Origin of the sequence: Paenimyroides tangerinum (assembly GCF_003865405.1) — a bacterium.
Taxonomy (GTDB): Bacteria; Bacteroidota; Bacteroidia; order Flavobacteriales; family Flavobacteriaceae; genus Flavobacterium; species Flavobacterium tangerinum.
In genome coordinates, this window is the sequence record NZ_RQVQ01000007.1 from 73,802 (window position 1) to 95,448 (window position 21,647).

A 21,647-nucleotide genomic window follows, 5' to 3' on the forward strand; every position below is an offset into this window, starting at 1 on the left:
TTTTTCTAAATACGGATTTCTTTAACCGTATTAATTAAAGTTCCAATTCCTTCAACATAACATTCCATTACATCGCCATCTTTCATCCATTCTTGAGGATTTCTTCCCGCACCAACACCAGCTGGAGTTCCTGTTGCAATGATATCACCAGGTTCAAGAGTAAAAACTATACTCAAATCTTCAATCAAATCATTTATATTGAATAACATAAATTGCGTATTTGAATTTTGTTTTTCAACACCATTTAATTTTAAAGATAAGTTTAAGTTATGTGGATTTTCAATTTCATCTTTAGTAATTAAAAAAGGTCCCATTGGTGCAAATGTATCTTGACCTTTAGAAACAATCCATTGACCTTCTCTACGACAATCACGAGCCGAAATATCGTTGATTATTGTATATCCAAAAACATAATCTAAAGCATTTTCTTTAGCTACATATTTTCCTTTTTTACCAATTACAACAGCCAATTCAACTTCCCAATCTAATTGTTGTGTTAAGTTTGCGTTTAATAAAACATTAGTGTTTGGACCTGTAACCGTTGTTGGAGGTTTAGAAAAAATGATTGGTTTTTGTGGTAATTTTCCAGTTGTGTCTAAAGTACGTGCACTTTCGGCAACGTGCTCTGTATAATTTAATCCAATTCCGATGATGTTTTTCCTTGGTTTTGGAATTGGAGCCGTGATTTGAATTTCGTTTAATTCGTAGCTTATTTCATTTAAATCGGGCTCAGAAACATCTTCAAGTAAAGCATTAATTTCAGCAATTACTTCAATTCCCATATCAATCAATTCCAATAAATTATCAGGAAGCGGGAAATTAGTTAAATCGCCAAAATCTTCTAAATCTACCGCTTTGTTGTTGTGTACAAAAGCAGCACGTTGTTCGTTATTTGAAGTTAAATAAGTTAATAGTTTCATTGTTTATTTTTTATTTTTTAATCATTAATTCAGTATTATTGATCCATAACCCAAAATATGGGTTTTGTGAACTTGTTTTCTTAAGCATTATAAAAAAAGGTTTGTCAAAAATCATTTTCTTAGGTTTAGATTTGTTTGGATCTTCTTCTATTTCTTCTGTTACATATTCTATTACAGCTTCGCTTTCACTTTTAGCTCCTTTTTCATCTAAAATAAATGCAGTTCGTTGCCATGCTCTTTCAATGTTATAATTCAGTTCTTTTGTACTAAAAGTATTGCCAGCTAAATCCTTGTATGTTTTTTCAATATTAAAGTTGAATTTTGGAATGATAATTTCATCTTCTACTAAAATATCGTATTTCCATTTTATTTTTTCATTCTGTTTATCTTTATTTCCTTGAGCAGAAAGTTTGATAACTTCATCATTTATATCACTCATTTTAGTAAAGTTCTTTTCAGATTTAAAAAGAACTATTTCGTGATTAGAATCTTTAGGTTGTAATTTAATCACAAAATTATTGTCGTTTTTGTAATAAATAATAGATATAATTTTTAACTTTTCATAACTGTTGTACCCTGTAACACCAAATGACATAACTTCTTCATTATTGAATTTTAGTCTATCTTTATACTCGTTCAATTCGGTTTCAAACTCCAATGACTTACTGAATTCCGCTTTTACTCTTATACTGTCTCCATTAATTCCATTAATAATAGTGTATTCATCTTTATTTAAAACATCTTTAAAAGAGACCGATGTATCTAATAACAAAAGATGCTTAAAATTAGCATCGATTTGTATTGGCAGATTAATTGTTTTTTTTATTTCATTCCAAGCATAAAGCATTGTTACGCAGTAAACAATATTTTTATTGGTGTTAATTTTACTTTCTAATGTTGTAACAAATTCAGTTTTTGGAAATTTTGAAATATCTGTTTCTTTGGGAAATGATCTGACATCAATATTATTTTCTAATATTTTTATATCATTAGTAATAGAATCATTAATAACCTTATTTGATTTTTTAGTATCGTTTTTACAACCTAAAAAAGTAATTGTAAAAGCAAGTAAAAGTGTTTTTCTAAACATTTTATTCTATTATTTGATGACCATTATTTTCTTTAAAAAATCGTTCTTGATAAAGACCTAATTTTTCTATCACAGGTAAATCATTAAACGAAAATAAACAAGCATCTTCAGTTTCTGATAAATTGTGATGTTCGTGCCAAGCCCAAGATGGAACACAGAAAATATCACGTTCTTTCCAATCGAAACGTTTTCCGTTAATAATTGAATAACCTTTTCCTTTGGCACATTGATAAACAAATGAACCGGTGTGTTTGTGTGCTTTTCCTTTAAATCCTTTTGGAAGTAACTGAATTGAAGCACCCATTGTTTGCATTACGTGGTCGCCATTCATAGGATTAGTATATTTCATAATAATTCCATCCAATGGATTCGGTTCGTTTACTTTTTCTGCTTCTAACAAAGCAGGATAAACAACTTTCCAAGAATATTTAAATAAAGGCGAATACGGTTTATTCCATTCTTTATCTGGTGGAATCAATCCTGTTCCTCCGTAAGTCATCGGTGAATAATTAATAGGAGCAACCAATTCTTGAGTTCCTTCTAAAACCGCATAATCGTTAGCTTCCAATGCATTTACCAATGGAATATCCAAACCATCTTGCCAAATACACGTTTTTCCGTTTGCATCAACGCCGTGTTCATGCCAAGTAGAATTTGGTGTGATAACAAAATCGTTAACTTCTAACATAATTTTGTTTCCATCAACAACCGTATAACCACCTTCTCCTTCCATAATAAAACGTAAAGCCGAAGCTTTATGACGATGTGCCGAAGTAAACTCACCAGGTCGAGTAACTTGAATTCCAGTGTACAACCAACCCACAGCCGCACTTACATCTTTGCGATTATCATTTACCAAATAAACCACACGACGACCAGCTTGCTCTGGAGTAACCAATTCGGATGATTTAAGAACTAAATGCCTTAACGATTCATATTTCCATAACATTGGAGTCGATTTACTTTTCGGTTCCCAAGGTTCAATATCATTAGCAACGGTCCAAAGTGCACCAGCTCCTAAACCTTCTAATTCTTTATAATAAGCTTCAAGTTCTGGAGTGTCTTGAACCCGTGCTCTTCCGTAAATATCGTCTGAAAATTTTTCGTTCATAATTTATGTTTTTATTTCTAAATCCTACAGAGTTCAAAACTCAGTAGGAGTTAAAATGCTATTCTATTATTAAATCGGTTATATTTTCTAAATTACAATTTTGGTTATGATAAAAGATAAAATTCTCTAAATCACCATAATATTCAATAACTATTTGCCTTTTTAATTTAGTAGGTTTATCCGAAATAATGGTATGATATGAATTCCAAGGATAATCTTTTATTTTATCTACGAATCCATGTGTAACTGGATTATTATGGATGTAATAAATAAGATTTTGAAAATATGTTTCAGATTCAATTTCCCTTCTTTGAAATGGCTTTTCAAATAGATTGCCGGTTCTACTAAATTTTTTATTAATTGATTGTGTATATGCGTTAAAGAAATGACCAAATTGTTTTGATGGATTAATTTCTTTTGGTTTTGTTATTGTTGAATATTTTAATTTTTCAAAACCAATTTCTTCTTCAAGTCTAATATAAATCAAAAAATGAAAATGATTTTTTAGTAAACACCAAGCAAATGTATCTGCGATAGGACTTATATATTTGTTATATAATTTTAAAAAATAAAAATAACTTTCTTTATCATAAAAAATATCAATACCATTATTACCACGATTGTAAATGTGATAATATTTTCCTTTTTCGAGTGGTATTGGTTTATATGTTTTCATTTTATAACTAAGATTTACTAACTCCGACAGAGTTTTAAACTCTGTCGGAGTTGAAATAGTATATTTAAATTATCGTCAAATATGATAAGTTAAGTTTACATTATTTTCGAATTATTCATCTGATTTATTCACAAACGTTATTTTCTTAGTTGGAGCTACATTCACACGTAAATCGAAAATATCAAAACGATTGTAATGACCTAAAATGTCGTGCATTTGTTTTGGTTGAATACATTTTGATAAATCAATATCGGCATAAACAATTCCTTCTTCATCGATTAAAGGTTTTCCAATAACAGCCCCGTTTGGTCCGATAAATCCAGAGAAAGAGCTACTTTTTCTTGAAAGTAATTCTTCAACATTCGGAACATCTTCTTTTAAGGCATCCATAATTTCCTGAGAAATGGTCGAACACGAAACAATCGTAAATAATTTCCCTTCGAATGAATGTGCTGCTGCTCTAATCTTTATAGCTTCGGCCATATCATAATCTGGCGGAGCAACAGGAAGCGAAATATAATTGGCAATGTGAATTAATTCGCCTTGAGCTAACAAAGTAAAACGAGCTAAAGTATTTGTGTTTTCGCCACAAGCTAAAGTTCCTAAAGGTCCAACTTCGGTATCGTAAACTTTTAGTGAAGAACCGTCACCAGAAGTCCAAGTTAATTTTTCTGCCCAAGTTGGAACTAGTTTTCGATGTTTTCCGATTAATTCCCCTTTGTTGTTGATGATTAAATTGGTATTGTAAATTTCACCATAACTATCTCCGCGTTCGTTGATTCCGATTACGACTGTCATATCGTATTCATTCGCTGCATTATATAAAGCTTGCATTGCAACATCATTTACAGCAACTGAATTTTTATATAATTCTTCGTACCATTTGCTTCCTTGAACTGGCGTCATAATCCAGTTCCAATACGGATATCCCGAAATAAAAACTTCTGGGAAAGCAATTAGTTTCGCTCTGTTTTCGTGTGCTTCTTTAATAAAAGAAATAGCTTTTTCGATTGTTTTTTCAACATTCAAAAAAACAGGAGCTGTTTGAACCGTTGCGGCTTTAAATTTTTTAAACGTTATCATTTTTTATCATTTATACTAACTCCAACAGAGTTTCAAACTCTGTCGGAGTTGTTCATGTTATATTATAAATTTTGATATTTTTTCTTTAGTTTCTTCATTAAATGCCTCTGACTTTATAGTCTTTCTATCTTCAGCAATAGCAACATTTACTAAAGTAACTTCACCTTCTAAAACGGTTTTATCTTCTTGGTTAGTGAAATGAAATCCGCAGATTACCGATGAATTTTTAAGTTCTTTTACCCAAAGTTTTTTGGTTAAAGTTTCTCCAATTCGGGCAGCATTTTTAAACTGAACTTTTAAATCAACGGTTGGAATTCCGTTTGTTTCGTGAATTTTTGAAAACGGTCGATCTAAAGCTTCATCAAACCAATCTTCAACTAAATCGTTTACCATTTCTAAAAAGCGAGGATAAAAAACAATTCCTGCAAAATCGGTATGTCTAAAACGTATTTGTTCTTCTTTTATAAAATAGTTCATTTTATTATTTTAATTCTTTATTTATAAATATAGAAACTTATTTCAACTTAAAGCGTTGAATTTTACCAGTTTCTGTTTTTGGTAGAAGTTCTAAGAAATTAATTATTCTTGGATATTTATATGGCGCAGCATTTTCTTTAAACCAATTTTGAATATGAACTTTAAAATTATCAGATGCTAAATTTTTATCTTTTAAAATAATATTTGCACAAACCAACATACCACGTTCTTCGTCTTTAATACCTACAACCGCACATTCTAAAATAGCTTCGTGCATCAATAAAACACTTTCAACCTCAATTGCAGCGATATTGTATCCAGATGAAATAATCATATCGTCTCCACGAGCAACAAACCAGAAGAAACCATCTTCATCTTGTGTAAAAATATCACCTGTAATATTCCAACCGTTTTGAACGTATTCAGCTTGTTTATCTGTTCGATTTAAATATTTACAGCCTGTAATTCCACGAACTGCTAATCTTCCAGGAACATTGTTTTCTGCTTGTTTTCCGTTTTCATCGACAATCATTGCTTCATAACCTGTTATCGGAATCCCAGTTGAACCTGCTTTAAAATGTTGATCGTTTGATGAAATAAAAATATGTAGCATTTCTGTAGCGCCAATTCCATCAATGATTTTTAAATCGGTTGCTTTATACCAATCTTCCCAAACTTTTAAAGGTAAAGTTTCTCCTGCAGAAACGCATTTTCGTAAACTCGAAATGTTATAATCTTTACATTTTTCTGTTAATATGCGCCAAGCAGTTGGAGCTGTAAAACAAATGGTAACTTTATGTTTTTCGATGGTTGCCAATAAAACATCAGGATTTGGTTTTTCGATTAAAACAGTACTGGCTCCAAAATACATCGGAAATAATACCAAACCTCCTAAACCAAAAGTAAATCCGATAGGTGGTGTTCCTGTAAAAATATCGTTTGGTGTTGGTTGTAATGAGAAATTTGGAAAAGCTTCGCAAATATTTAAAACATCTTTATGAAAATGTGCCGTCATTTTTGGATTTCCGGTTGTTCCAGAAGTAAATCCGATTAAGGCAACATCATTAGCTTTTGATTTATAGTTTTCGAATGTTTTTGGTTTTGATTCCATTAAAGCCTCGAAATCAGTAGTTCCGAAAAATAGTTTTTCTTTTACGTAATTACTTTTGATAAGATTAACTTCTTCCGCTAAAGAAATATCTGAAATGATGTGTGAAATTTCTGCACATTCAACCATAGTTTCTAATTCTTTCGCACGTAGTAATGGCATTGTCGCTACAACAATTCCGCCAGCTTTGATAATTGCAAACCAACAAGCTACCATCATCGGATTGTTACAAGAACGTAACAAAACACGATTTCCTGATTTCAGATTTAAATCATCAATTAAAATATGTGCAATCTGATTGGCTTTTTCAAATACATCTTGATATGTCCAAACATTTGAATCAGTAATTAAGCATTCACGATTTCCGAAACCATTTTTGCAATGTTCATCCAAAAGTTTGTTTACACAATTCAAATCATCAGGATGTTGAAATTGCGGTAAATCTAAAAAAGAATATTGTGGTTGTAAATCTGAATCGGGTAAATGAAACCTAACAAAATTATCTTCCATAGCTTATTTTTTATTACTTTTTGGTTTCAATGCACGTTTCATTTTCTCTAATTGATTTCTTGAAGTTTGCTCTGAACTTAATAAAGTATGAACTCCTTTTTCGTATGATATCGGAGCCTCAAGATTTTCAATTGCTTCATAAGCTTTTGCCTTTATAGCAAAATATGGGTCTAATAAAAGTGGTTTTCCTAAGGCAATTAAATCTGCTTTTCCACTTAAAATAATTGTGTTTATTTGGTCGATATCTGTAATGTTTCCTGCGGTAATGGTTGGAATTTGAACCGTATTTCTAATAGCATCAGAGAATGGAACTTGCCACATTCTACCACCTTTTGGTTGTTGATTTATGACTGTGTTTCCCGTAGAAACATTAATAATATTCGCTCCAGCTTCTTTAAAAGCTTTAGAAATTGTATAAACATCTTTTTCAGTAATTCCATTTTCAGCCCAATCTGTTGCTGAAATACGTACAGAAATTGGTTTTTCTTTAGGGAAATTATTACGAATTGCCTTGAGAACTTCTAACGGAAAACGTAATCTATTTTCAATTGTTCCACCAAATTCATCGGTTCTTGTATTGGTTAAAGGCGATAAAAATGTTGCTAACAAAAAACCGTGATGCGCTTGAAGTTCAATCATATCAAAATTTGCTTTTTCGGCATTAAGAGTTGCAATCGCAAATTCATTTCTGATTTGGTGCATTTGTTCACGATTCATTTCTGAAGGAGTTGAACTATTTTCCGAAAATGCTAAAGGCGAAGCTGAAATCAAGTTTTTAGAAATTTGACTTTTTCTTCCAGCGTGACCTAATTGAATAGCTGTTTTGGTTTTGGTATGTTGATGAATGAAATCGTTAATTCGTTTCCAAGCAGACGTTTGTTCATTTGTGTAAATTCCTGGACAACCTAAAGTAATGCGACCATCGTCTGAAATTGCTGTCATTTCTGTGAAAACCAAACCTAATCCGCCTAGTGCGCGAGATGTGTAATGTTGAAAATGCCAATCGTTAATTAAACCATTTTCAGCTTTATATTGTCCCATTGCCGACATCACAATACGATTTTCAATTTTTAAATGTCCTAGATTGAATGGCGTAAATGCAGCCGAATTTGAATCGAAATGATTGATTTCTTTAAATTCATTAACCACTTTATCGGTGTAAGATTTATCACGTAAACGTAAATTTTCGTAGGTAACTTTTTTTGAACGTGTCATACATCCAAATGAAAACTGATAAAATGGATGTTGATTATTACGATCCATATTTTCGAACCAATCTAAAGAAACGGTTGCCGCATATTGAATCATTTCAACCGGATTTCTTCTGGTATTTTCATATTGTTCAAAAGCAGCTTGAACATTGTCTGGATTAGCAATTACTGCATCTGATAATCCAATCGCGCAATCCATTGCTAATTTTGTACCTGAACCAATAGAATAATGTGCCGTAGCTTTTGCATCGCCAAGAAGTACAATATTTTTATACGACCAATTTTTGTTGGTTACGTGTGGAAATTGACGCCAATGCGATTTGTTGGTTATCAATGGGTGACCGTCTAATTCGTCTTTGAAAATTTCAGAAAGTTTTGAAACCGTATCGTTTTCGTTATCGACTTCGAAGTTTAATTTTTCCCAAGTTTCATTGCTACATTCAAAAATCCAAGTACTCATTCCTTCTTCGTATTGATAAGAATGTGCAACGATGCTTCCGTAAGGTGTTGTTCTGAAGAAATAAGTGAACGCATCTAACGGTTTTGTTGAGCCTAACCAAACAAATCGATTTGATTTCATTTGAATTTGGGTTCCGAATTCTTTTTCAAATTGTGTGCGAATACCGCTTCCAATTCCGTCAGCTGCTACAATAATATCTGAATTTTTAAAAGCTTTTAGGTTCTCAAAATTTTGTTCAAAATGTAAGCGAATACCTTCTTCGTTACAACGTTGATGCAATAATTTTAAAAGTGTTTTTCTTGAGCATCCACAAAAACCATTTCCGGCAACGCTAACTTGTTTTCCGTCACGAGCTACAACAATGTCATCCCAATACGCAAATTCACTACGAATAAGTTCGTACGATTGCATATCACGTTTCAAGAATTCACCTAAAGTTTCGTCTGAGAAAACAACTCCGAATCCAAAACTATCATCGGGTTTATTTCTTTCGTAAATGTCAATTTCACAATGTGGCATTGCTTTTTTGGTAAGGATGGAAAAATATAATCCTCCAGGTCCGCCACCAATTACTGTAATTTTCATAAGTTTCTTTTGATTGTAAAAATTTCTCCCAATTTGCTGTAATTAGAACCAGCTAATCGAGCAACAGGTTTATAAGTTTCTAAGTTGATTTTAAAATTATCGAGTAAGATTTCTTCATTAATATGAATCATTTTTACTTTTCCGATTACCACGCAAGCGCCACCATTAGAATGATTTTCTAAAAAGTAATGATGAACCATTTCGCATTCGAAATGTGCTTTTGCCTCACCAACTCGCATTGGTTTTATAGTTTGAGATGGAATAGGAGTAAGATTGGCTAATTCAAACTCGTCGATATCTGAAGTTACATTGTTAGAAGTAAGATTCATTTGTTCAACCAAATCTTCTGTAACCAGATTTACAACAAATTCTTTTGTAGCTAAAACGTTATTTAATGTGTCTTTGTTTTTGTTTCCAGTTCTAACGGTTGAAAACATAATATGTGGAGGATCTTCTCCAACGACATTAAAAAAGGAAAAAGGAGCAAGGTTGTTTATTCCGTTTTCATCTTTAGTAGAAATCCATCCAATCGGACGTGGAATTACTAAACCTGTTAGCAGTTTGTAAAGTGTACTAGATTCTGTGTTTTCTACTAAAATTTGCATATAAAAAATATTTATTCACAAATAAAGCAAAAAAAAATCATATCAATAAATTTTATCTTAATTCTATTGATAAAAATATATTTATTCTATTTCTTTAGTGGAATTATTGAACAAAAAAAAACTCTCAAATCTGAGAGTTTTTAAATATTATTGAATGGTGTAACTTGCACTTTCTCGTTTTGCAATATGAAAATATCCTAAAGGAAAATCATTTGAATCTGTTGTGTTAGAAATGTTTCCTTTTAAAGTTCCGGTTGGAGTTGCAAACGGATTTCCTGCGGAAGCTGCATTACTAAACATTTTACTTAAGTAGTTGTAATAAACTTTATTTATTTTAGCTAAAGAAAAATTTATCGTTTCTCCGAGTTGGTCTTCTTCTGCAAAATATAAATCATAACTTAAGTTACCATTTGTAAATTGATCATTACCTACCGAAAAATCATTTTCTTTTAAGTCAACTGTTTGTGTTAAATAATAATCTTCTTCATCTGGATTGTCTTGGTAGTAAAAACGTATTTCATAATTATTTCCAGAAAAACCAGCATCGTTAATTTGTTCTACTTCTTCAATTACTGGAGCTTGAGTTACTTGAGAAATGGCTTTGTAAATTTTGCCATTGTATGAAATATTAAGCTCATATTCGTTTGTTACAAGCGGATTAAATGAATTATTTTCATAATATCCGTTTGACGTATAAGTAAATGGATAATCCAAATTTGTATTTAAATCTTTAATAATTACGGTTGCTGTTGAGATAAATTCATAACCATTTGCATAAAACGGAGCCGAATAATACATACGGATTTTGTTGTAATCGTTTTCATTCACAAAAATATTTGCATCGATTACTACACGTTTTTCGTATTGATCTAAATCTAAATCAATCACATCTTCGCAACTTGTAAATAATAAACTACAAGCTATTAATAAAGTATATAAGATTTTTTTCATGATTTAAAATTTAAAATTATACGTTACACTCGGAACAATTCCAAAAATAGAAAGTTTAACAGCTTCTGTTTTTTCTCTGAAATCTTCGTTTTCTCTAAAACTAATTGAAGCCGCATTTTTACGTCCATAAACATTGTAAATACTGAAAACCCATTCACTTTTCCATTTCTTTTTACTATCTGGTTTTGGAACATAAGTTGCTGAAAGATCTAAGTGATGAAATGCTGGTAAACTATAATTGTTTCGGTAATCAAAATCGTTTATAGTTTGATCAAGAAATTCGTATTTCGCTACAGGATAAGTAACAGGACGCCCCGATTGTAATGTAAAACTTCCGCTTAAAGACCATTTTTTTGTAAGTTCATAATTTCCGATAATCGTTAAATCGTGCGTTCGGTCATATGGAGTTCTGTACCAATTTCCGTGGTTGATTCCAACTTCACCTGGAGTTCTTCCAACTGTTTTTTGTTCAGATTTTGAAATCGTATAAGCAACCCAACCATTAAATTTACCGTAGTTTTTACGGAATAAAAATTCGACACCATAAGCTCTTGTTTTTCCATTCAAAAGAACTTGTTCAATTGCTCTATTTCCGATTAAATCAGCACCATCAATATAATCTAAACGATTTTTTCCGTCTTTATAATATGCTTCAACTTCTAAACTGTAAGCGTTATCTTTAAAGTTTTGAAAGAATCCAGCCGCATATTGATAAACAATTTGTGGTTTTACATATGGTCCGCTTGGTTCCCAAATATCTAATGGTGTTGCAGCATTTGTGTTTGAGATTACGTGAATGTATTGCGCCATTTTAGTAAAACTAAATTTCAACGACTGTTCTTCATTTGTTTGAACAGAAAGTGCGATTCGCGGTTCGAAATTATCATAAAAACTTATTTTCTGATTATTACCATAAAACTTTTCTCCAATCGGAGTTGCCTTTTCATAAGCGTCTGTTTGAGGATTGTAAACTACGGGATTGTTATCAGCGTAAACATTAATTGTTTCTTTACCTAAGCGATAAAATTGAGAATATCGAACTCCATAATTAACTCTGAAAATATCGCTTAATTCTTGTTCTGCCTCAATAAAAGCTGCTGCTTCAAAAGCATATTTGTTTGGTATTTTGTAGAAATTAATTTGTGAATCATCAGTTGAAGGTTCGATTGTTCCTGGATTAAATTTGTAATGTTGAGCTTGAATACCATATTTCAAATCTAATTTATCATTTATGTTTTGATCTATTTGATATTTAAAATCATAATTTCTAATTCCAGAATTCCAATCAAATCCAACAAAACCAAGAGTTAAATTATATACATAATCTGTATAATTCATGTAAAGTTTTCCTTTGATTTTTTCGTTAAAACGATGATTGTAATTTGCTGAGATTATTGTATTTCCGAAGTCATTATTAAAAGACGTATTAAACTTAAAAATATCTCTACCAAAATAACTGGTTACATTTAAATTATTATGGTCATCAAATTTATAACTCAATTTTGCATTTAAGTCATAAAAATATGCCGTACTTTTTATATCTGTTAATTTCAAAAACAAATGCGCATAAGAACCTCTTCCTGAAAGTAAATAAGAAAATTTGTCTTTAATAATCGGACCTTCAACTGTTAATCTGCTTGATAGTAATCCAACTCCACCATACGCGCTAAAGTTTTCGTAGCTACCAACTTTTTGGTCTATTTCTAGAACAGAAGAAGCTCTTCCACCATAACGTGCTGGAATTCCACCTTTATATAATTTTATATTTCGAACCGCATCGTTATTGAAAATTGAGAAAAAGCCATATAAATGTGAAGAACTATAAACATTAGCCTGATCCAAAAGTAATAGATTTTGGTCAGATCCACCGCCACGAACATTAAAACCAGAAGTTCCTTCTCCAGAGTTTACAACACCAGGAAGTAATAAAATTGATTTAAGAATATCGGTTTCTCCTAAAACCACCGGAAGTTTTTTGATTTCAGCAGCAGTCAAAGTATTTACACTCATTTGTGGCTTACGAACATCTAATTTTTTACCATCAGCAATAATTACTATCTCATCTAGATACTCATCATCCAAGCTTTTTAGTGTGATGTTTAAGGTCTGATCTGAAGAAATTGTAATGGCTTTTTGAAAACTTTCATGACCCAAATATTCTGCATAAATGGTATAATTTCCTGCGGCTAGTTCTGTTTGAAAATTACCTTCGGAATCGGTGAAAATTTCTTTGTTAATTTCTGAAATATATAGAGCGACATCAGAAAGTGCCTCATTGTTATTTTTTGTAACTTTTCCGTTTAGTTTAAAAAGTACTTGTGCAGAGAGCGAATAGCTAAAAACAAAGAAAAGTAAAAGGTAAATGTTCTTTTTCATTTTTTTTTTGAGTGTAAGTTTTTTTATTTAATTTGTTTTTTAAGCCAAATCGGAAGGATAAATTCCTCAGCCAAATGTGCCCATTTGTAATCTTTGTAATTTGATTGGCTAATCCAAGCCATTTCTTCAATTTCGTTTTGAATTTGGATATTATCTATATTAGTATCAATTACTTCAAATAAGTTACCACAAACACGAGTATTTTTTTCATTAACAGCAACTGTTTCATGATTGCCTAAAAAAATACAATTTGGTTCTTCAATTTCTAAATGGATTTCTTCAAATAATTCTCTTTTCAAAGTTTCAAAATGTGTTTCGTTATTATTGACTTTTCCACCCGGTAATTGAAAAAACGTTGAACCTTCTTTTCTTACTAATAAAATTTCTTTATTGTTGTTGAGTATCATTGCCGAAGCAATTGTTATTTTGTTCATTTTAAATTTATCAAGTTATTATTATATATTTCTGAATATAAAATTTTATAAATAGTAGTTTAATTATTTTACATATTGAAATTATATAAAATCTATTGAAATTTTTCTTATTAAAATCATAAAAAAATGCTGTCAGATTTAATAATCTAGACAGCATTTTTCGTTTTATTTAACTTCCTGAATTTTAAACTCATCTACCTGCATAGTACTATCTGGTTTTGGAGGAGTTTCTTCGTAATCTTCATATCCTTCATCGTAATCTTCTTCTTCATTCATAGCATCAATCTCTTCTTTTGTATATTGATAATACGTTTTGAATTTTTTATCTTTTTTGTCGTAAACAACAGCGCGTTTATTGTATTGCATTTTGACAATTAGACCATCACATGGAGAAGGAACTAATTTAAGCTCATCCATATAAATTTTGGAACCGACTTTATATGAATTTATAATTGGTAATTCATTCGAATAATCTTCTACATAAAGCAATTCACCTTTATGATTGAAGACTATAAGTTTTGAACTACTGAAATCATTTTTTTCAATGATTATTGCCATATCATCTTCATCATTATCATCGCTAGTAAAATCACCAAAAGCAAAAACATTATTAGCGCGATCAGATATTTTTGTTAAGAAATATTCTCCGCCTAAATAGCCGTTATATTGCATGAAGTCATAAATGTGTTCTTTGTATTTATCAGGAATAGTGTTGTATTCAGATACAGAAAATAGGCTGTTAATTGCAGATTGTCTTTCTTCTGTAGATAATTCTATTTGTTCATTTTTATAATCTTCAGCTTTTTTAAACACAAATAAGAAAATACCAATACCAAGTGCAATTACAAAAGTTACAATTGAAATAATAATTATAACTAATTTCTTTTTTGATTTTTGTTGAGGTTGAAATGAATTTGAATCATTTTCTATTCTTTCATCTAGATTTCTTTCCATGATTTTTTTAACAAATATAAAATCTATTAATAAAATAAAATGTTATTTTAGCGAAAAAAAAATTATGAGTTTCAATAAGTTTATTATTTCTGTTTTAATGATTTCAGCGTGTTTTAATTCTAATGCACAAGAAATTGTTGATAAGAAAAATACTGTTTATTTTGATTTTACTGCCTTAATGACTCCTCCAAATCGATTATCAATTGGTTATATTAGAAATTTTGGAACCAATTATTTTGCAGGGATTGAATTAGGACATTCAATAGATAAAAATAATGGTAGGAACAATGGTTATTCTAAAGATTATCAATTGTTTGCATATCGATTACAAGTTGGGTACAATTTTAATCCTGAAAAACGTTTCCAAAATTATGTATCGGTTGATTTTCAACAAATTCATCATACAGAAACTTTACAAGATGATTATTTTCGAAGCGCCGAGTTAAGTACAGATGAAAATACTGTTTATTTCAGTTATGATGAAATTGAATATAAACGTGAAAAAATGACATTCAATGTTAATTACGGATTTTTTGCACATTTTAATAGAGCTAAAACCTTTGGAATTAATCCATCTGTTGGATTGGGATTGAAAGTTGTGGACGTAACTTTTTCTAATCCTGTTAATTTGAATATTGATGATAACGAATTGAAATTTTGGGATTTCGGAAGTAGATATCGAAAAGAAGGTCAAGTAACAACTGCAAACGCTAATATTCAAGTAAAATTCTTTTATAAGTTCTAAAATAGAAAAACCCACTTCGATTTATTGAAGTGGGTTTTTTCATTAACAAACTAAACTTAAACTATATTTTATTAAAAGCAATATTCATTTTCAGCAATTACTTTATCAGCGATAATATCACGTAAAGCAATTACGTTTGGCATATTGTCGTATTTTGTAAAACGACGTAATCCCATTAACATCATGCGTTGTTCATCACCTTCAGTAAAAGAAACAATTCCTTCTTTTCCTTTACTACTAATGATATCAGTCGCATGGTATAAATATAAACGTGTCATTGCAATCTGAATTTTTGCAGCATCTTCACCAATTTTAGCAACTAATTTTTCGGTTCTTAAAATTGCAGATTCTGCCATATAAATTTCAATTAACATGTCTGAAGCAGCCATTAATAATTGTTGGTGTTTATCTAATTCAGTTCCGTATTTTTGAACTGCAGATCCAGCAACCATTAAGAATGCTTTTTTCAATTTAGCTAATAATGCTTTTTCTTCTGCGAATAATTCATCGTAATCTGGAGTAGAGAAATCTGGAATTCCCATTAATTCTTCTCCAACAGCCATTGCAGGTCCTAATAAATCTACGTGACCTTTCATAGCTTTTTTGATTAACATTCCAACAGTTAACATTCTGTTGATTTCGTTTGTTCCTTCGTAAATACGAGAAATACGAGCATCTCTCCAAGCAGATTCCATTGGCGTATCTTCAGAGAATCCCATTCCACCAAAAATTTGAATTCCTTCGTCAGCACAGTTTTGTACATCTTCTGAAACTGCTACTTTTAAAATAGAACATTCGATTGCGAATTCTTCAACTCCTTTTAATTCTGCTTCTTGGTGTGAAGCTCCATCAGCTAAACGAGCATTGATTCTGTTCTCAATATCTCCGGCAGCTCTGTAAGAAGCAGATTCACCAACGAATGCATTTGTTGCCATTTCTGCAATTTTAGCACGAATAGCGCCGAAGTTTGCAATTGGAGTCTTAAACTGAATACGTTCGTTAGCGTATTTTACAGAGTTTGTGATTAGACGACGTTGTGAATCTAAACAAGCAGCAGCTAATTTGATACGACCAACGTTTAAAGCATTCATCGCAATTTTAAATCCTTCACCACGACCAGCTAACATGTTTTCAACAGGAACTAAAGTATCGTTATAGAAAACTTGACGTGTTGAACTTGCTCGAATTCCTAACTTGTGCTCTTCTTCACCTAAAACAATTCCGTTTGGATTTTCAGGATCGTATTCAACGATGAATCCAGTGATGTTTTTATCGTCTTCGATACGAGCAAAAACAATCATCACATTACAGAATCCAGCATTAGAAATCCACATTTTTTGTCCGTTGATTTTGTAATGCTTCGCGTCTGGAGTTAATTCAGCTTTTGTTTTTCCAGAATTTGCATCAGATCCTGCTCCTGGTTCTGTTAAGCAGTAAGCACCAAACCATTCGCCTGAAGCTAATTTAGGAACGTATTTATTTTTTTGTTCTGTAGTACCATATAAAGTAATTGGCATGGTTCCAATTCCTGTATGAGCCCCGAAAGCTGTAGAAAAAGATCCTGTAGCTCCAGAAATGTAATCACAAGTTAACATGGTAGAAACGAATCCCATTCCTAAACCACCAAATTCTTCTGGAACAGCAACTCCTAAGAATCCTAAATCTCCAGCTTTACGCATACATTCTTCTGTAAAAGTGTAATCTTTTTTCTCGAAACGTTCTTTGTTTGGCCAAATTTCACGATCAATAAATTCTTTTACTGAATCGCGCATCATAATTTGTTCTTCAGAAAAATCTTCTGGAGTAAAAATGTTTTGTGAAAGTGTTTCTTTAACTAAGAATTGACCTCCTCGTGTTATGTTTTCCATAGTTTAATTTTTTAGAGAAAAGAAAATGGAATATAGAAAATGGACTATTTCAGATTGTTTTGAAAAGCCATTGTCATTCTTTGAAATTCTTCTATTTTATTTTCAAGTGTATTAAAAAGTTCTTGATTGATATAATTTCTATATTTTGCAATATGTAATTGGGTTAGTAATTCAAAAGATGATCCTAAGGAAATATCTAAAAAATGACTGAATGATTTATCCGATCTTGAGGAACCTTCCGCAATATTGGAAGGTATTGAAATAGAACATCGGCTAATTTGTGAGTTAAGACTGAATTTTTCATGAGAAGGGAATTTTTCTAAAATATCAGAAATAATATGAGCAATCTCTAAACCTAATTGCCATATTTTAAGATTCTTATAATTATGTCTTTTTCCTAAACTCATTAAAATTCTTTTTTCTTTTATCTTCTACTTATAAAAGTTCATAAATACCAGCTGTACCTTGTCCAGTTCCCACGCACATTGTTACCATTCCGTATTTGTTCCCGCGTCTTTTCATTTCGTCGAATAACTGAACAGAAAGTTTTGCACCTGTACAACCCAGTGGGTGACCTAAGGCAATTGCACCTCCGTTTACGTTGATGATATCTGGATTTAAGTCTAACTCACGAATTACAGCTAACGATTGAGATGCGAAAGCTTCGTTAAGCTCGATTAACTCGATATCGTTTTGTTTTAAACTTGCTTGTTGTAATGCCTTTGGAATAGCTTTTACTGGACCAATTCCCATAATACGAGGTTCGACACCTGCAGAAGCAAAAGTCACTAAACGAGCGATTGGCTCTAGGTTTAATTCTTTTACCATTTCTTCAGACATAACTATTACAAATGCAGCACCGTCTGACATTTGAGATGAGTTACCAGCTGTAACTGAACCATCTGCTGCGAAAACCGGACGTAATTTGTTTAAAGCTTCAATAGAAGTTTCCTTTCGAGGACCTTCGTCTTTAGCTACAGTATATGATTTGGTTTCTTTTTTACCTTTTTCATTAATAAAGGTTTGTTCTACTGTAATAGGAACAATTTGTGAATCGAATTTACCTTCTGCTTGCGCTTTTAAAGCTTTCATGTGTGATTCGAAAGCAAACTTATCTTGATCTTCACGAGAAATATTGAATTGCTTAGTAACAGCTTCTGCAGTTAATCCCATTCCCCAATAGTAATCTTCGTGTCCTTCTTTTGTTACTCCATAATCAGGAGTTGCTCGATATCCTCCCATAGGAATAAAACTCATTGATTCTGCTCCACCAGCGATGATGCAATGCGCCATTCCCGATTGAATTTTAGCCGTTGCCATTCCGATAGTTTCTAATCCAGAAGCACAATAACGATTTACTGTTACGCCTGGAACATCAGTTACTTTTAATCCCATTAATGAAATTAAACGCCCCATGTTTAACCCTTGTTCAGCCTCTGGCATCGCATTTCCAACCATAACGTCGTCAATGCGTTTTTTGTCTAATTGTGGCACTTCATTCATCATAAATTCGATGGTTTCGGCAGCCAACTCATCCGGTCTTTTAAAACGGAATAATCCTTTAGGTGCTTTACCTACGGCCGTTCTATATGCTTTAACAATATATGCTGTTTTCATTTATCTTGGTATTAAGATTGAAGTATTAAGAATTAAGATTTTCATTTATTCTATTATTTATTTAATGATTTCTGAAAAGCAAAATTCATGTTAGAAACTTCAATCAATTTATCTATTATTTTTTGAACTTGTTCTTGATCAATTAGATTTAAACGTTTAGCAAGTATTAATTGTGTTATTAACTCAAAGGTTGATCCATTTGCAATTCCTAAAAACTGAATGAATTCTTTGTTGTGATTTCTTCCAGCACCTTCAGCAATATTAGATGGGATAGAAACAGCACATTTTTTAATTTGATGAATTAAATTGTACTTTTCATCTTTAGGAAGAAGTAATGAAATTTCATAAACTTCGGTCGCAATTTCCATCGCTTTTTGCCAGATTTTAAGTTTTTCAAAATTGTGCATCTTCCATACTGTTTATATCTTAATACTTAATACTCACGTCTTAATACTAATTTCTCAACGGTTTCCCTTTTGTTAACATGAATTGGATTCTTTCTAAGGTTTTTCTTTCTGTACATAATGATAAGAAAGCTTCACGTTCTAAATCCAATAAATATTGTTCTGTAACTAAAGTAGGTTCAGATAAATCACCTCCAGCCATAACGTATGCTAATTTGTTAGCGATTTTACGATCGTGTTCAGAGATGTATTTACCTGCCATCATACCATCAGTTCCTACTAAGAAAGCACCTAAAGCTTGTTTTCCTAATACTTCAATATCTTTGCGACGAACTGGTTGCGTATATCCGGCTTCAGCCATTAATAAAGCGTGTTTCTTAGCTTCAGCAATCTGACGGTTTTTGTTTACAACCACTACGTCTTTTCCTTTTTGTAATATTCCTAAGTCAAAAGCTTCGTAAGCAGAAGTAGCCACTTTAGCAGTTCCAACAGTTAAAAAATACTCTTGTAAAACGTTAAGTTTTACATCGTTTTTCTTGAATTGGTCTGCAGCACGTAAAGTCATTTCTTTAGAACCACCACCACCTGGGATTACACCAACTCCGAATTCAACTAATCCAATATAAGTTTCAGCAGTAGCTACAGCTCTATCGGCATGCATTGTTAACTCACATCCACCACCTAATGTCATCGTATGAGGAGCTGCAATTACTGGAATTCCAGAATAACGTACTCTCATCATAGTATCTTGGAAAGCTTTGATAGAGAAGTTTAACTCATCGTATTCTTGCTCAACTGCCATCATGAAGATCATTCCTAAATTAGCTCCAACAGAGAAATTTGCTCCTTGGTTACCAATTACTAAACCGTCGTATTTTTGTTCAGCGATATCAATAGCTTTGTTAATTCCAGAAATAACTCCACCACCAATTGAGTTCATTTTAGAATGGAATTCTAAATTTAAGATTCCGTCTCCTAAATCGAATAATGAAGTTTCAGCGTTGCCCCAAACTTTTTTCGTATCACGAATGTTGTCAAGAATAATAAACGCATCTTGTCCTGGAATTTTCTTTTGAGATTTTGAAGTAATATCGTAGTAATAATTAACTCCTTCTTTAACTATGTAGAACGATTTGTTTCCAGAATCTAACATTTCTTGAACCCAAGCAGCTGGTTTTTCACCAATCTCATTCATGAATTCTAATGCTTTTTCTACACCAATGGCATCCCAAATTTGGAAAGGTCCGTGTTCCCATCCAAAACCAGCTTTCATTGCATCGTCGATTTTATATAAATCGTCAGTGATTTCAGGAACGCGGTTTGAAACGTAAGTGAATAATCCGGCAAATGATTTACGATAGAATTCACCTGCTTTGTCTTTTCCTTTGACTAAAACTTTAAAGCGATCGACTACTTTATCAATAGTTTTAGTTAATTCTAAAGTTTGGAAAGATGCTTTTTTAGCTGAACGATATTCTAATGTATCTAAATCTAACGACAAGATATCTTTATCTACTTTTTTGTAGAATCCTTGTTTTGTTTTGCTTCCTAACCATTTGTTTTCCATCATGTGGTTGATGAAAGTAGGAAGTTTGAAAAGTTCATGAGCTTCGTCATTCGGACAATTTTCGTATAATCCGTTTGCTACATGAACTAAAGTATCTAAACCAACAACATCAACCGTACGGAAAGTAGCTGATTTAGGTCGTCCGATAACCGGACCTGTTAATTTATCAACTTCTTCAATTGTCATTCCCATTTCTTTTACAAGGTGGAATAAACTCATGATTCCGTAAATACCAATTCTGTTACCAATAAATGCAGGCGTATCTTTAGCAATAACCGAAGTTTTTCCTAGGAATTTTTCTCCATATCCATTTAAGAAGTCTAAAACTTCTGTGGATGTTTTTGGACCAGGTATGATTTCGAATAATTTTAAATAACGAACAGGGTTAAAGAAGTGTGTACCGCAGAAGTGTTTTTGGAAATCTTCGCTTCTTCCTTCACTCATAAACTGAATTGGAATACCAGAAGTGTTTGAAGTAATCAACGTTCCTGGTTTTCTGTATTTTTCAATTTGTTCATAAACCGCCTTTTTAATATCAAGACGTTCTACAACAACTTCAATAATCCAATCAACATCTTTAATTTTAGCTAAATCATCCGTTGTGTTTCCTGTAGAAATTCTGCTAGCAAATTTCTTGTCATAAATAGGAGACGGGTTTGATTTTAATGAAGCTGCTAAGTTGTCGTTAACCATACGGTTGCGAACTACTTTACTTTCTAAGGTTAATCCTTTTTTCTCTTCAGCTTCCGTTAATTGATTCGGAACGATGTCTAATAATAAAACTTCGACACCAATGTTAGCAAAGTGACAAGCAATTCCCGAGCCCATAATTCCGGAACCGATAACTGCCACTTTCTTAATTAGTCTTTTCATAATTGGTATGGATATTTAGTTG

At 31.8% G+C, this 21,647-nt stretch carries 19 protein-coding genes; 1 reads left to right on the top strand and 18 read right to left on the bottom strand.

What is annotated here, in order from left to right:
* Nucleotides 1–5 precede the first annotated feature (5 nt).
* From EG240_RS04295 to EG240_RS04355, 13 genes are all read right to left on the bottom strand, one after another.
* Entirely contained in the window at nt 6–920 is a 915-nt protein-coding gene (locus EG240_RS04295; protein WP_125017791.1) for a fumarylacetoacetate hydrolase family protein, read from the bottom strand.
* 10 nt (nt 921–930) lie between these two features.
* Nucleotides 931–2,010 carry a serpin family protein gene (locus EG240_RS04300; protein WP_125017793.1) on the bottom strand — a complete coding sequence of 360 codons (1,080 nt, stop codon included), beginning with the start codon at nt 2,008–2,010 and terminating at the stop codon, nt 931–933.
* Between the two features lies 1 nt (nt 2,011).
* The gene (locus EG240_RS04305; protein WP_125017795.1) at nt 2,012–3,121 is read right to left on the bottom strand and encodes a cupin domain-containing protein; all 1,110 of its coding nucleotides are present in this window, start codon (nt 3,119–3,121) and stop codon (nt 2,012–2,014) included.
* 58 nt (nt 3,122–3,179) lie between these two features.
* A complete protein-coding gene (locus tag EG240_RS04310) occupies nt 3,180–3,797 on the bottom strand; it encodes a hypothetical protein (protein ID WP_125017797.1) in 618 nt (205 codons plus the stop codon).
* Between the two features lie 111 nt (nt 3,798–3,908).
* Nucleotides 3,909–4,880: a carbon-nitrogen hydrolase family protein gene (locus EG240_RS04315; protein ID WP_125017799.1), complete on the bottom strand. Its 972-nt coding sequence runs from the start codon at nt 4,878–4,880 to the stop codon at nt 3,909–3,911.
* 57 nt (nt 4,881–4,937) lie between these two features.
* The gene (locus EG240_RS04320; RefSeq protein WP_125017801.1) at nt 4,938–5,357 is read right to left on the bottom strand and encodes an acyl-CoA thioesterase; all 420 of its coding nucleotides are present in this window, start codon (nt 5,355–5,357) and stop codon (nt 4,938–4,940) included.
* A gap of 37 nt (nt 5,358–5,394) precedes the next feature.
* Nucleotides 5,395–6,975: an AMP-binding protein gene (locus EG240_RS04325; RefSeq protein WP_125017803.1), complete on the bottom strand. Its 1,581-nt coding sequence runs from the start codon at nt 6,973–6,975 to the stop codon at nt 5,395–5,397.
* A 3-nt stretch (nt 6,976–6,978) separates the two neighbouring features.
* The gene (locus EG240_RS04330; protein WP_125017805.1) at nt 6,979–9,231 is read right to left on the bottom strand and encodes an oxidoreductase; all 2,253 of its coding nucleotides are present in this window, start codon (nt 9,229–9,231) and stop codon (nt 6,979–6,981) included.
* Nucleotides 9,228–9,836, bottom strand: coding sequence for a flavin reductase family protein (locus tag EG240_RS04335; protein ID WP_125017807.1), 609 nt, complete (start codon nt 9,834–9,836; stop codon nt 9,228–9,230). The genes EG240_RS04330 and EG240_RS04335 overlap by 4 nt, the downstream gene beginning before the upstream one ends.
* 147 nt (nt 9,837–9,983) lie before the next feature.
* Complete coding sequence (locus tag EG240_RS04340; protein ID WP_125017809.1) at nt 9,984–10,787, bottom strand: DUF4249 domain-containing protein; 804 nt, start codon at nt 10,785–10,787, stop codon at nt 9,984–9,986.
* Nucleotides 10,788–10,790: 3 nt separating this feature from the next.
* Complete coding sequence (locus tag EG240_RS04345; protein WP_125017811.1) at nt 10,791–13,163, bottom strand: TonB-dependent receptor; 2,373 nt, start codon at nt 13,161–13,163, stop codon at nt 10,791–10,793.
* Between the two features lie 23 nt (nt 13,164–13,186).
* Nucleotides 13,187–13,597: an NUDIX hydrolase gene (locus EG240_RS04350; RefSeq protein ID WP_203229282.1), complete on the bottom strand. Its 411-nt coding sequence runs from the start codon at nt 13,595–13,597 to the stop codon at nt 13,187–13,189.
* Nucleotides 13,598–13,762: 165 nt separating this feature from the next.
* Nucleotides 13,763–14,551 carry a flagellar basal body-associated FliL family protein gene (locus tag EG240_RS04355; protein WP_125017814.1) on the bottom strand — a complete coding sequence of 263 codons (789 nt, stop codon included), beginning with the start codon at nt 14,549–14,551 and terminating at the stop codon, nt 13,763–13,765.
* Between the two features lie 64 nt (nt 14,552–14,615).
* Here EG240_RS04355 and EG240_RS04360 point away from each other — a divergent pair, with 64 nt between their 5' ends.
* Nucleotides 14,616–15,296, top strand: coding sequence for a hypothetical protein (locus EG240_RS04360; protein WP_125017816.1), 681 nt, complete (start codon nt 14,616–14,618; stop codon nt 15,294–15,296).
* A 71-nt stretch (nt 15,297–15,367) separates the two neighbouring features.
* On the opposite strand, the gene EG240_RS04365 is transcribed toward EG240_RS04360, so the two are convergent.
* The 5 genes from EG240_RS04365 to EG240_RS04385 are packed head-to-tail and all read right to left on the bottom strand — an operon-like array spanning nt 15,368 to nt 21,625.
* Complete coding sequence (locus EG240_RS04365; RefSeq protein WP_125017818.1) at nt 15,368–17,164, bottom strand: acyl-CoA dehydrogenase family protein; 1,797 nt, start codon at nt 17,162–17,164, stop codon at nt 15,368–15,370.
* A 44-nt stretch (nt 17,165–17,208) separates the two neighbouring features.
* Nucleotides 17,209–17,571 carry a four helix bundle protein gene (locus EG240_RS04370; RefSeq protein ID WP_125017820.1) on the bottom strand — a complete coding sequence of 121 codons (363 nt, stop codon included), beginning with the start codon at nt 17,569–17,571 and terminating at the stop codon, nt 17,209–17,211.
* A gap of 28 nt (nt 17,572–17,599) precedes the next feature.
* Nucleotides 17,600–18,781 (bottom strand): acetyl-CoA C-acyltransferase, encoded by a 1,182-nt coding sequence (locus EG240_RS04375; RefSeq protein WP_125017821.1) that lies wholly within the window; start codon nt 18,779–18,781, stop codon nt 17,600–17,602.
* Between the two features lie 53 nt (nt 18,782–18,834).
* Nucleotides 18,835–19,188, bottom strand: a complete 354-nt coding sequence (locus EG240_RS04380) for a four helix bundle protein (RefSeq protein WP_125017823.1) — start codon at nt 19,186–19,188, stop codon at nt 18,835–18,837.
* Between the two features lie 46 nt (nt 19,189–19,234).
* On the bottom strand, nt 19,235–21,625 hold the full coding sequence (locus EG240_RS04385) for a 3-hydroxyacyl-CoA dehydrogenase/enoyl-CoA hydratase family protein (protein WP_125017825.1): 2,391 nt from the start codon (nt 21,623–21,625) through the stop codon (nt 19,235–19,237).
* Between the last annotated feature and the right edge of the window lie 22 nt (nt 21,626–21,647).